Consider the following 12,648-nt stretch of genomic DNA (forward strand, 5'->3'; position numbering starts at 1 on the left):
AGAGGGAATAGAAATATTAAAAGGAGTCGTTAGTTCTGATCATGTCCACATGCATATTGAATATGCTCCGAAATTAAATGTAAGCACCATCTTAAAGAAGTTAAAAGGTAGAACTTCCAGAAAACTTCAACAAGAATTTCCCAAACTGAAGGAGCGGTATTGGGGACAACATTTTTGGGCAAGTGGTTATGGAGTTTGGAGTACAGGAAATATCACTGATGGGATGGTTAATGAATATTTGGAACATCATCGTCGAGATACGAATGATAATTCCAATTTCATATTGGAATAGCTTGGGGACTTTCAGTCCCTAGTAAAAAAACCTCTGCACTTGGAGTGCAGAGTGGTTTAGTATTTCAAACATGTTAGAAGCTGAAACGAGTTCAGCTTGACGACAACATAGTCTTCTAAAACTGCCTTTTTACTCGATAATCGATATTTAATTGCTTCGAGGCTTGCCTCGAAATCCAATTTTTTTCATAAAATACCTCGTGGGCTTGCCGCGAGGTATTTTATTTTAGATAGATCTTAAGAATTAAGCCTCACAACTGGCACAATTCACCATATTAGCTATAAATTCTTTAGAAACACTTTGACTTCTTTGGTAGTACAATGTTTTAACTCCCAGTTGCCAGGCTTCTATCATTAATTTATTTACTTCTCTAACCGGAAGGTCTGAAGGAATATTCAAATTTAAACTTTGTGCCTGGTCAATATATTTTTGCCTAACCGAAGCCTGTTGAATAATTTCTAACTGACTTATTTCCTTAAAGGTTTTAAAAACCATTCTTTCTTCATCACTCAGTTCTTTTAAATGCTGTACACTTCCGTGATTTAGCATAATTCCACGCCAGGTTTCTTCGGTATCCAATCCTTTTTCCTGAAGTAATTTTTTTAGATATTTATTCTTCCGCATAAAATTTCCTTTTGCTAAACCAGCCTTATAATAATTGCTGCTAAAAGGTTCAATACCGGGTGATGCCTGTCCCAAAATTGCTGAAGAAGAGGTGGTAGGCGCAACAGCCATTAAGGTTGTATTCCTTAAACCGTAGTCTTTTAAAACTTCTGGTTCACCATAGATATTTGCTAATTCTTTACTTGCTTTTGTAGCTTTTTCACTAATATCTTTAAAAATATTATTGGTAAGTCCTTTTGCTTTTAAGCCTTCAAAAGGAATCCTGTTTTTTTGCAGATAAGAATGCCAGCCCATAACGCCAAGCCCCAATGCCCTATGTCTTTTAGCAAACTTATTGGCGGAAGCGAGGTAATAATTATCTTCAGTTTTTGCAATGAATTCCTGTAAAACGGCATCCAGAAAGTAAACAGCCAGTTTTACCGCTTCGGTATCTTTCCATTCGTCATAAAGCTCCAGGTTCATGGAAGAAAGACAGCAAATAAAAGATTCATCTTCGGTTGAAGGCAGCGCAATTTCTGAACATAAATTACTGGAATGTATGGTGTAGTTTTTATCTTTATAGACTTGTGGTTTAAACCGATTAATATTGTCTTTAAAGAATATATAAGGTAAACCTTTTTGTTGCCGGCTCTCTATAACTTTTGCCCAAATTTCACGTTTTTCCTGGTCACCATCTATCATTTCCTGCATCCAGTAATCGGGTACACTAACACCATAGAATAAATTCTGAATAGGATTTCCAATATTCTTTATCTCTAAAAATTCTTTAATATCAGAGTGGTCTATATCAAGGTAAGCTGCAAAAGCTCCACGGCGCACTCCTCCCTGGGAAATAGTATCCATCGCGGTATCAAACAGCTTCATAAAACTGGTAGCACCGCTGCTTTTTCCGTTATCGGTAACCGCACTTCCCCGGCCTCTTAATTCGCCAAAATAACCGGAAGTTCCACCTCCAATTTTGGTTTGCATAATTACTTCGCCCAATTTGTGGGTAATGCCTTCAATATTATCTGGTACATATACATTAAAGCAAGAAATAGGTAGGCCACGTTCTGTGCCCATATTTGCCCAAATGGGGGAACTTAAACTCATCCAGCCCCGCTCTATCATTTCTATAAAAGCCTCGGCAAGTTCGGGTTTGTAAAGTCTTTTTGCTGCTGCGTTTGCAACGCGTTCTATAGCAGATTTTGCGGTTTCTCCTTTTAATAAATAGCCTCGATTTAGTATTTGCTGACTCTCCTCGTTGAGCCACCATAGGCGTTCCTGTTGTGTTTCTTTAATTATTGCTTCGGGCATTTTGCTGGATTTTAAATTGAATTATTTCTGCTGAATACTTTTTAAAAAAGGTCATCTGCGGTGATACTTTTGTCATGCTTAGTATAGTCTACCGGGCGTTTAGCAAAAAAATCGTCTAAACTGTTGGCGAAAACTTCTTCTTCAAACCATAACATGGCTTTATAATCGTATTCTGAAACAAAATAAAGCTTTTCTAAACCTATTTTTTCAAGACTATCGTCTACGCGATATTTCATGAAATTTAGCAGATCTTCTTTTTTACACTGTTCTAAAGAACCATCTTCAAAGATCCAGTCCAGGATTTCAGATTCCACTTCCATAGAATGGGCTATAATTTCCCTTATTTGTTTTTTGGTGTCATCATTAAAGAATTCAGGGAATTCCTTTTTAATCTGGTTTACAATATAAATTCCCGCATTAGCGTGAATCTGCTCATCTACCGAAGTCCAGGCAATTATATTACTCACATTTTTCATTACTCCTTTAAACCTACTAAAGGAGAGAATTATGGCAAACTGACTAAAAAGTGATACGTTTTCAATTAAAATTGAAAATAAAATAAGGGAAAACACGTATTTTTTATCATCTGAAGATTTCGTGTTTGCTAAAGCTTCAGAGAGATAAGCTACTCTCTTTTTGATGACCGGAGTTTCAATTAGTTGCTCAAACTCATTGTTGTATCCAAGTACTTCAAGTAAGCGGGAATAAGCTTCAGAATGTCTAAATTCACATTCGGCAAATGTACTTCCCAGGCCATTAAATTCTGGTTTTGGAAGGTGCTGATATAAGTCTCCCCAAAAGGATTTTACAGCTACTTCAATTTGCGCAATAGCCAAAAGACTCTTTTTAATAACCTGTTTTTCATTCTCACTAAGATGCGAATGAAAATCCTGAACATCGGCTGTAAAATCTACTTCAGAATGTACCCAGAATGATCGATTGATGGCTTCAGTAAACTGAAGGATTTCGGGATACTCGAAAGGTTTGTAATTTACCCGCTTTTGAAAAATATTCATATCACTTTTGTTTTAGTTTTTAAATCAAAAGCATAAAAGTAATGGGTGTCTATGGGAAAGTGAACTTGCGGTAAACCCGCAAAATGCTGTCCTGGACATTTACTTTTTATGCGAAAGCAAAAGTCAACCCGGTTGGGAAGGTAATCTGGCTTGTAGTTTAACCTACTTTACAGTTGCGCAACAGCTCATGATTCTCACATGATTCCCCTTATTTACTATAAAAAGCAATAGCCACCGGTATGATTTTACAAGAGTAAAGTTATAAGGAATAAGCGGCCCTTTTATATAAACGTAATGGAGTTATAAACATAGTTTTTCACAAGTGGATTTTATATGAATATCATGACTTTCTAGGAATTAATTGCTTCTTGGGCTTGCTCCGATGTTATTTACTCTTCATATTTATTAGGTGATCTAAAAGAAGAGCAATAAAACCTGGTTATTTTTAAAGCGGTTTACCTTTGCTTTTGAAGCTGAAATAATAGAAATTTTTAGCAGTAAGCCTTGGAAAGATTGAGAAGCATTATCAGATTCTCTTGCTCTTGTAATTTTTGAACTAATTATCTTTAATACTGGTAAGAACTATTAATAAAAGCTAATTTAATCCTTATTTTTTTATAATTTAAAACTCGAAATCTTAATTAAGCGATTAATTTTCTAGTTTTTTGAAGAAACCAGCAGTTCTATTGAACTTGTAATAAAACTTGTGAATGGACGATAATTACGAACATTTGAATGTTTAGTTTTATTAGATTTTTATAAATTGCAGGAAAGATATTTTATATTTTTCATTATTAATCCACTTAACCATCAACATATTTATTTAAGTTATGAGTAATTATCATATTAAGAATTTAGAGGAGTATTTTCAAGTGTATAGAAAATCGGTTAGAGAACCTGAAAATTTTTGGGAGGAAGTAGCCGAAGAGCATTTCACCTGGCGAAAAAAATGGGACAATGTGTTGAGCTGGGATTTTAATGAGCCCGAAGTAAAATGGTTTGAAAATGCAAAGCTTAATATAACCGAGAATTGTATAGATCGTTATCTTTTTACCAATGCAGATAAGACCGCCATTATTTGGGAACCAAATGATCCCGAAGAAGAAGCCCAACATATTTCTTATAGAGAACTCCATAAGAAAGTAAATAAATTTGCGAACGTTTTAAAGTCTAAAGGAATTGAGAAAGGTGATAGAGTTTGCATTTACTTACCCATGATTCCAGAACTTGCGGTTGCAATGCTGGCTTGTGCACGTATTGGCGCCATACATTCTGTTGTTTTTGCTGGTTTTTCAGCAAAAGCACTTGCAACCAGAACTAATGATGCAGATTGTAAAATGCTTATTACTTCAGATGGTTCTTACCGTGGAAATAAAACTATAGATTTAAAAGGTATTGTAAATAAGGCATTGGAAGAGTGCCCCGGGGTGGAAAGTGTTCTAGTTGCCAGGCGTATAGACTCTGATGTAGAAATGAAGGAAGGGCGTGATGAATGGTTACAGCCTTTACTAGATGAAGCTTCAGATGAATGTGAAGCAAGAACTATGGATGCAGAAGATCCGTTGTTTATCTTGTATACTTCAGGTTCTACGGGAAAACCAAAGGGGATGTTGCATACTACTGCTGGTTATATGGTGTATACCGCTTATACTTTTAAGAATGTGTTTCAATATAAAGAAGGAGATGTATATTGGTGTACAGCTGATATTGGCTGGATAACCGGGCATTCTTATATTTTATACGGACCATTGGCAAACGGTGCTACCACAGTAATGTTTGAAGGTGTCCCTTCCTATCCTGATGCAGGTAGGTTTTGGGATGTAGTAGAGAAACACAAGGTAAATCAGTTCTATACCGCGCCAACAGCAATTAGATCCCTGGCTAAAAGAAATATAGAGTTTGTAGAAAGACGTGATTTGTCTTCTTTAAAAGTATTGGGAACAGTTGGAGAACCCATTAACGAAGAAGCCTGGCACTGGTATAACGACAATGTTGGGAAAAATAAAAGTCCTATTGTAGATACCTGGTGGCAAACAGAAACCGGTGGGATTATGATTTCCCCAATACCTTATGTAACCCCTGTTAAACCTACCTATGCAACATTGCCATTTCCAGGAATTCAACCGGCTTTAATGGATGAAAATGGAGATGAGTTGGTTGGTAATCAGGTAGATGGTCGTTTGTGTATTAAATATCCGTGGCCATCTATGGCCAGAACGGTTTGGAGAGATCACGAAAGGTACAAAACCACTTATTTCTCTACTTTTAAGAATATGTATTTTACCGGTGATGGAGCTCTTAGGGATGAAGTTGGTTATTACCGAATTACAGGTAGGGTAGATGATGTGATTATTGTATCTGGACATAATTTAGGAACAGCACCAATTGAAGATGCGATAGATGAACACCCAGCAGTAGCAGAATCAGCAGTAGTTGGTTTCCCTCATGAGGTAAAAGGAAATGCACTGTATGCCTTTGTAATTCTAAAAGAGGTTGGAGAGTCCAGAAATCATGATAATCTTAGAAACGAAATACACCAGCAAATTAAAGATAAGGTAGGGCCAATAGCCAAACCTGAAAAAATTCAATTTGTTAGCGGACTTCCAAAAACACGAAGCGGAAAAATTATGCGTAGAATTTTACGAAAAATTGCTTCTAAGCAAACCGAAGATCTTGGAGATACTTCAACTTTACTAAATCCTGAGGTTGTAGATGAAATTATGAAAAAGTCTTTTTAAAAGATTAAATCTTATGAAATTAACTAGCCCTCATAGGTTTTAAAACCTGTGAGGGCTTTTTTTTTAAAGAAGGAGGTTACAAGGTGAGAACAAATTTGAATTAGTATCTAAATAATTTTTTTAGCTTCAATTTGTTGTCGGTATTTAATTTTCCTAGTATGGTTAAAAAAGCTATAGCGGTAATAAAGGCATCTCCCGCTGCAGTGTGCCGATCTTTAATATCTATATGGTAAGTTTCGGCAATTTCATCAAGGGAATAACTTTTTTCCCTATTAATGAGATTGGACATTATTCTTGTGCCGCGATATAGGTTTACAGTATCTAAAACTTTATTCTTTAGTTTGGGAAGTCCCATTCTGGTTAGCGCCTGGTTAACCATACCAATATCAAATCCTGCATGATGAGCTACCAGTACTGAATTCCCTATATATTTCAAAAATGCTTTTACCGCTTCTTCTTCCGACAGTGTTTCAATACGTTCGTGTTGTATAATTCCATGAATCTTTACCGTTTTAGGGTTGAATGTTTCCTGGGAAATATATTCTTCAAACCCATCAGCCACATCTATAGATTTATTACGCACGCCAATGGCACCAATACATAGCATTCGGTCTTTAGCAAGATCAAACCCTGTAGTTTCGGTATCAAAAACTACAAAGCGGGTTTCTGCAATTTCAGTAGGTTGCTTTTCCTGAAATTTTGCTTCATAATTTTCCCAGAATTCTGGAAGATCTTTTGACTTATTTTTGAATAAATTTAGCATTAGATATAAGGAGTTACTTCAAAACGAAATTTTATTAATTCCTGAACTTGCCTAATACTTTTAAAACAACGTTTTAGTTTTATTTTTTCTTCTTTACTTAGGTTTTCTAGATCTATAAACCTACCGCTATTTCTATTCTCCAAGCCATGTTTGGTCCTAAATTTCTGTAAGACTTTAGAAGCATAGGCGCAGGCCAAAAACAATTCCTTATTATTTGGTTCCAATTGCGCCAATTTTTCAAATCGTTCTGCGGTATTGCTAATATTTTTTACCTGGTGGTATAAAATTAATAGTCTGGCGGCATCTGTTATTGGAGTAATTCCTCGTTTTTTGATATCAAAAAAATCTTTATCTTCTCCATTTTGCTCTACTAAAAACTGTCTAAAAAAGCCTAAAGGAGAAGGGTTTCTTAAGGTGGTGGCCCCCATTACAGCATAAAGTTTTTTGTTATCTTTTGTTAAACTAAAAATATGATTAGCGAGCTCATTTGACAGTTTGATATTTCCATAAGAAATATCAAAATCAAAAAAGATAGAGCAAAGTAAAATCTCGTCGCTTCCGGGTTCTATGATCCAATTGGTAAACTGCTGTTTCCATTCTTTTAAACTTAGACAGTATTTAGGATTTTTAGCCATCATTTCAGCAGGACAATATTCATAACCTATTATATTGAGTCGCTTGTTTACCTTTCTGGATAATTCCAGGAAATAGGCCCTGGTTTTTTCTAGTTTTTCTTCTGGAACATCTTCAAAAATTAGTGCGTTATCCTGGTCGGTTTGTAAGAGTTGTTCTTTTCTAGCCTGGCTTCCCAATGCAATCCATGTAAAATCGCAGGGTGGGGGAGAAGGCAGTTTTTTAATACACCGCTCAATAATTCTTTTAATGGTGGCGTCATTCAGCTCAAAAATAATTTTAGAAATATGGTTTAAAGGAATATTGGAAGCCAGAAAGCCTCTTAATAATAAAGTTATTTTATGTCGAATCTTTTTTAATTCGTTTGTGCTGCTACTGCGCTGAATAGCTTTCATAAGAACAGAAGGGTTATGACCTTCTGAAACCATAATGTCATGTTCTGATACAACCCCAACAACTTTAGTGTTTGGTGTACCGTCTTCGGTAATGCAAACATGATTAATATGATGTTTCATCATAGTAAGCTGGGCCTGTGCAATGGTTATACCTCTTGGGTAACAAATTACAGGGGACGACATTATTTTAGAAATTGGTGTTTCAATAGCAAATACACCGGTAGCCACCATATTTCTATAATCTTCATCGGTTACAATACCTTTTGGGATATTATTCTCAACTATTAAGACAGAACCTACTTTTTTCTTGCTCATTAATTGAGCTGCTGTTTTTATAGTGGTTTCAGGTGAGGTCATTACTACTTTTCTGGTCACCGGTGCCGGCTGAAGCTCAAATAAATTATTATTAGGTTGATATTGATTTTCTTCAGGTTCTTTATCTGAAATCAATTTTCCTTTGTGTGCTTCAGCATAAGGGTTTCGCGTGTTTGAGGCAAAACTCTGTATTAAAAAATTGCCTACTTCCTTATTGTTTTCTGATAGTGGCTTAAATTTCTTGATAGGAATTGCATAAACAACTGTTTCCTCATCTGCAATAGCATTGATAAGGTAGTTTTCTTTAGCAAATAAAGGTCTAAGCCCAAAAATATCGCCTTCATCACATTTGTCTATGGTTTCTCGCTGGCCATTATTAATACGTTCCAGGGAAACGGCTCCTTTATTTACAACATAAAAGCGTTTGTGACCAGTATCACCCTCGGCAAAAAGTGTCTTGCCCTTTTCAAGATATTTTACTTTTACTTGTTTGGAGATGGTTAATAAATCTTCTTTTTGTAGAAGATTAAAAGGTGGGTAATTCTTTAGGAAATCGGCTATTCTAGAGGCAATGGTATTCTTCATGCCGCTAATTTAATCAAAAATGGGCACAGCTATTTCATTGAATTTTAAATATTAACTTCATAATCCTTGATCATATTTAAAATGACTTTCTCCGTTTCGGAAAGAGAGATATAATCTTGTTTTTCTTCAGATTTAATTTTATCGAAATAAGGAACAATTTCTCCGGTTTCATAAGAATTAACCACTTTGGGATGCACATAATAACTACGGCAAACTGCACGTGTATTTCCCAAACCTTCGGCAGAAGCATCAAAAGCCTTTATCATATTTTTCTTATTTTGCTTTTCTTCTCCTGTATAACCCAATTCCAATAGTGTTTCAAAGAAAATTTTGGTAGCACTCCAGGTTCTAAAATCTTTAGCCGAAAATAGATCATCGCTAATTTCGTGTATGTAATCATTTATCATACCGCTGTCTATAGATTGTTTATCACCACTTTCATCGTAAAATTTAAAAAGTTCCCAACCCGGAATTTCTTCACATTGATTTACCAGTTTTATAAGTTTCTTGTTTTTTACGGTAACCGAATGTTCTTTCCCTTTTTTTCCAATAAATTCGAATTTGATCCTGTTCTTATAAGTTTTTAAGTGGCGGGTTCTAAAAGTAGAAAGTCCGTAAGTTTTATTTTTCTTTGCGTAGTAATGATTTCCAATCCTAATATGGGTTTCTTCCATAAGCCTTAGAATTAAGGCGAGTACTTTGCGCTTGCTCATTTCCGGAAGATCCAGGTCTTTATCTACCTGTTTTCGAATTTTTGGCAGATTTTCCCCAAAAGCAGCCATTTTAAAAAATTTAGATTCGTTTCTAAGTTTACTCCAGGTAGGATGATAAATGTATTGTTTACGATGTTTGTCGTCGCGTCCCACTACTTGTAAATGCCCGTTCTGTAGATGTGTAATTTTAACTTTCTCCCATGCGGGTGGGATTACCAGGTCTTTTATGCGTTTTATGGTTTCTTTGTCTTTTATGCGTTCTCCTTTATATATATAGGAAAAACCCCGTCCCACTTTTTTGCGGTTAATAGAAAGCTTTTCTTCAGAAACATAGGTGAGATTAGCAAAATCTAAAGCTTCATAAGGATTAGAAATTAGGCTGTTTATTTCTTTGGCAGAAATGGTCATTTATCTTTTTCAATAAATATAAACGGAAAAATTACCGCGGCGTAATAAAAAATTGTGAAAGTATCCCTAAGGAAATGAAAAAGCCCTTTTCAGAAATTTCCGAAAAGGGCTTGATGCTATTAAAGAAGATTGCAGTTTTTTAGTCGAAATAACTAAAGCTTTCTCCTTCCTTTATTTTAAGTACACTTTCGTAAATTAATTTAATCACATTCTCCACATCGCTTTTATGAACCATTTCTACCGTGGTATGCATATATCTAAGTGGAAGAGAAATTAAAGCCGAAGGAACACCGCCATTGCTATAAGCAAAAGCATCGGTATCTGTTCCTGTAAATCTTGAATTTGCCATTCGCTGAAAAGGAATTTCCTTTTCCTGAGCTGTTTCAATAAGCAATTCCCTTAGTTTATTTTGTACGGCGGGAGCGTGGGCAATTACCGGCCCGTGTCCAATCTTTGTATCGCCTGCCTTCTTTTTATTGATCATTGGTGTGTTGGTATCGTGAGTTACATCTGTAACAATAGCAACATTAGGCTTAATACGATGTGTGATCATCTCTGCACCACGAAGCCCAATTTCCTCCTGTACTGCATTGGTAATATATAGTCCAAAAGAAAGTTTCTTTTTATTCTCCTTTAAGAGCTTGGCAACCTGCGCAATCATAAAGCCTCCCATACGGTTATCTAAGGCACGGCATACATATTTGTTTTCGTTAAGAATAAAGAATTCATCTGGATAAGTGATTACACAGCCCACATGCACCCCTAATTCTTCTACTTCGTCTTTACTGGTACAACCTACATCTATACATATATTGTCTATTTTGGGAGATTGCTCACTGTCCTTATCACGAGTGTGAATTGCCGGCCATCCAAAAACACCTTTAACGATTCCTTTTTTTGTATGAATATTTACGCGTTTTGAAGCCGCAATTTGGTGGTCACTTCCACCATTTCTTACTACGTAAATAAAACCTTCATCGGTGATATAGTTTACATACCAGGAAATTTCATCGGCGTGACCTTCAATTACCACTTTATACTCGGCTTCAGGATTTATTACCCCAACCGCTGTTCCGTAGCTATCGGTAAAAAATTCATCTACATAAGGCTTTAAATAATCCATCCATAATTTCTGCCCTTCAGATTCATAACCTGTTGGGGCGGCATTATTAAGGTATTTTTCCAGGAAATCTATAGATTCCTTATCAAGTATACTGTCTTTGCTCATAGTTTTGATTTTTCACGAATTTAATAAGAAATAAATGTATGGCAACTCATTATTGATTAATTTTGGAATGATTTTAGTACGTCAACAAGCTAAATATTTGCTGAATGCTTAGGATGCTTTTTATAATATTATTCTTTAGTTTTTCCGGACTTTCCGCCCAGGATAGTATTCCTGTTCAGGATACCGTGCAAAAGCGATATATGATTATTGCCGGTGATACGGTTCCAAGAGAAAGTATAGATCTTAATGAAGTGGTGATTTTAAAAAAACTTCATTTTGATAATTTAGCCGATAGAAAACGCTACCTTATATTAAGGAGAAAAACCAGAAAGGTGTATCCTTATGCTAAACTTGCTTCAGAGAGATTAATTTCCCTTAATGCCAGGCTTGAAGAAATAAACTCAAGATCTGCACAAAGAAAGTATACTAGAATTGTTCAGAATTATATAGAGGAGGAGTTTTCTGCTGAATTAAAAAAGCTGACGCATACTGAAGGGCAAATTTTAGTAAAATTGGTACACCGCCAAACTGGAACTACTGCTTTTAATCTTATAAGAAATTTAAAAAGCGGTTGGCGGGCGTTCTGGTATAATACCACTGCAAGCTTATTTGAAATTTCCTTGAAAGAAGAATTTGATCCTATTAACAATGAGGAAGATTTTTTGATTGAAGATATTTTACAACGCTCTTTTGTTCATGATATTTTAGAACCACAGGCTACAGCACTGGATTTTGAATATGTTGAACTTACCGATAAATGGAGTAAAAGTAAAAGTCGCTTAAATTAACTTTTGTCTTCTTAATATTTCTTTAATTTTTTTTATCTTACAAGTTCCTTTTTTAGAGCGAGTTATAATTTAGTTTTAAGTTTTCTTTAAAAAAAAGTTATTTGCGGCTTGCGGGGGAATAAAACAGCAGTATATTTGCACCCGCTTTGCGACACAACGAGGGTTGAAAGATGAGGCGGGAAGTTCATTACATATTGGGATACGGTGTTTTTTTTAGGCTTGAGAAAGCTTGAAAAAATAAAAGCAAAAAAAGTTTATTTTTTGCTTGCCAGAATCAAAAGAGGTTGTATATTTGCAGCCGAAAAAACAACGAGTGTTCTGCTTTAAAAAGCGGTGTTGTTTTGAAGTTATTTTAAATGGTATTGCTTTTAAAAATAAGTCAAAATTTTTTTTCAAAAAACATTTGGCAGATAAAGAAAAAGCATTGTATATTTGCAGCCGCTTACAACGGAAACAAGTTCCCGAAAATACTGAAAAGAAATCCCGGGTGGGTGTGATAATAGAGAGGTTCGACTCCTTTAGTTTCAACAAGAATATCCCGAGTAATATCGGGGAAGTTCATTGATTTATTGAATTGACAGCGCGTACATTTTTCTTCGGAAAAATGATACAAATAATTTAGAATTAAGACTAGATAAGTCATCTTTGAGTACAGACAATTGATTGTTGTAATTATATTTAAGAAACAACGATGAAGAGTTTGATCCTGGCTCAGGATGAACGCTAGCGGCAGGCCTAACACATGCAAGTCGAGGGGTAACATAGAGAAGCTTGCTTTTCTGATGACGACCGGCGCACGGGTGAGTAACGCGTATACAACCTACCTTTTAGCGGGGAATAGCCCAGGGAAACTT

At 35.6% G+C, this 12,648-nt stretch carries 9 protein-coding genes, 1 rRNA gene and 1 riboswitch; of the genes, 4 read left to right on the forward strand and 6 right to left on the reverse strand.

The features are described 5' to 3' along the window. Positions 1–292 (forward strand): IS200/IS605 family transposase (gene tnpA / locus B5X51_RS15695; protein ID WP_079722140.1); only part of this gene is annotated, 292 nt, incomplete at its 5' end. A gap of 243 nt (positions 293–535) precedes the next feature. On the opposite strand, the gene B5X51_RS15700 is transcribed toward tnpA, so the two are convergent. After that, entirely contained in the window at positions 536–2,212 is a 1,677-nt protein-coding gene (locus B5X51_RS15700; RefSeq protein WP_079722141.1) for a ribonucleoside-diphosphate reductase subunit alpha, read from the reverse strand. 41 nt (positions 2,213–2,253) lie between these two features. Next, positions 2,254–3,228, reverse strand: coding sequence for a ribonucleotide-diphosphate reductase subunit beta (locus B5X51_RS15705; protein WP_079722142.1), 975 nt, complete (start codon positions 3,226–3,228; stop codon positions 2,254–2,256). 116 nt (positions 3,229–3,344) lie between these two features. Continuing rightward, positions 3,345–3,479, reverse strand: a riboswitch (cobalamin riboswitch). A 579-nt stretch (positions 3,480–4,058) separates the two neighbouring features. On the opposite strand from B5X51_RS15705, the gene acs reads away from it, so the two are divergent. After that, positions 4,059–5,966: an acetate--CoA ligase gene (gene acs / locus B5X51_RS15710; RefSeq protein WP_079722143.1), complete on the forward strand. Its 1,908-nt coding sequence runs from the start codon at positions 4,059–4,061 to the stop codon at positions 5,964–5,966. A 100-nt stretch (positions 5,967–6,066) separates the two neighbouring features. Here acs and B5X51_RS15715 read toward each other — a convergent pair whose 3' ends face one another. From B5X51_RS15715 to B5X51_RS15730, 4 genes are all read right to left on the reverse strand, one after another. Beyond that, positions 6,067–6,729: a 3'-5' exonuclease gene (locus B5X51_RS15715; RefSeq protein ID WP_079722144.1), complete on the reverse strand. Its 663-nt coding sequence runs from the start codon at positions 6,727–6,729 to the stop codon at positions 6,067–6,069. Then, positions 6,729–8,657: a DUF294 nucleotidyltransferase-like domain-containing protein gene (locus B5X51_RS15720; RefSeq protein ID WP_079722145.1), complete on the reverse strand. Its 1,929-nt coding sequence runs from the start codon at positions 8,655–8,657 to the stop codon at positions 6,729–6,731. Before B5X51_RS15720 ends, B5X51_RS15715 begins: the two co-directional genes overlap by 1 nt. Positions 8,658–8,701: 44 nt before the next feature. Then, a complete protein-coding gene (locus tag B5X51_RS15725) occupies positions 8,702–9,778 on the reverse strand; it encodes a DNA topoisomerase IB (RefSeq protein WP_079722146.1) in 1,077 nt (358 codons plus the stop codon). A gap of 139 nt (positions 9,779–9,917) precedes the next feature. After that, positions 9,918–11,006 carry a M42 family metallopeptidase gene (locus B5X51_RS15730; RefSeq protein ID WP_079722147.1) on the reverse strand — a complete coding sequence of 363 codons (1,089 nt, stop codon included), beginning with the start codon at positions 11,004–11,006 and terminating at the stop codon, positions 9,918–9,920. 104 nt (positions 11,007–11,110) lie between these two features. Between B5X51_RS15730 and B5X51_RS15735 the strand changes: the two genes are divergently transcribed. Further along, positions 11,111–11,794, forward strand: a complete 684-nt coding sequence (locus B5X51_RS15735) for a DUF4294 domain-containing protein (protein WP_079722148.1) — start codon at positions 11,111–11,113, stop codon at positions 11,792–11,794. 688 nt (positions 11,795–12,482) lie between these two features. Then, a 16S ribosomal RNA gene (locus B5X51_RS15745) occupies positions 12,483–12,648 on the forward strand; the annotation flags it as partial.

It is taken from the genome of Salegentibacter holothuriorum (assembly GCF_900168045.1).
GTDB lineage: Bacteria > Bacteroidota > Bacteroidia > Flavobacteriales > Flavobacteriaceae > Salegentibacter > Salegentibacter holothuriorum.

Coding starts and splice junctions, on each gene's coding strand:
- B5X51_RS15730 (WP_079722147.1), bottom strand. CDS start 11,006: ATGAGCAAAGACAGTATACTTGATAAGGAATCTATAGATTTCCTGGAA.
- B5X51_RS15735 (WP_079722148.1), top strand. CDS start 11,111: ATGCTTAGGATGCTTTTTATAATATTATTCTTTAGTTTTTCCGGACTT.
- B5X51_RS15715 (WP_079722144.1), bottom strand. CDS start 6,729: ATGCTAAATTTATTCAAAAATAAGTCAAAAGATCTTCCAGAATTCTGG.
- B5X51_RS15725 (WP_079722146.1), bottom strand. CDS start 9,778: ATGACCATTTCTGCCAAAGAAATAAACAGCCTAATTTCTAATCCTTAT.
- B5X51_RS15700 (WP_079722141.1), bottom strand. CDS start 2,212: ATGCCCGAAGCAATAATTAAAGAAACACAACAGGAACGCCTATGGTGG.
- acs (WP_079722143.1), top strand. CDS start 4,059: ATGAGTAATTATCATATTAAGAATTTAGAGGAGTATTTTCAAGTGTAT.
- B5X51_RS15720 (WP_079722145.1), bottom strand. CDS start 8,657: ATGAAGAATACCATTGCCTCTAGAATAGCCGATTTCCTAAAGAATTAC.
- B5X51_RS15705 (WP_079722142.1), bottom strand. CDS start 3,228: ATGAATATTTTTCAAAAGCGGGTAAATTACAAACCTTTCGAGTATCCC.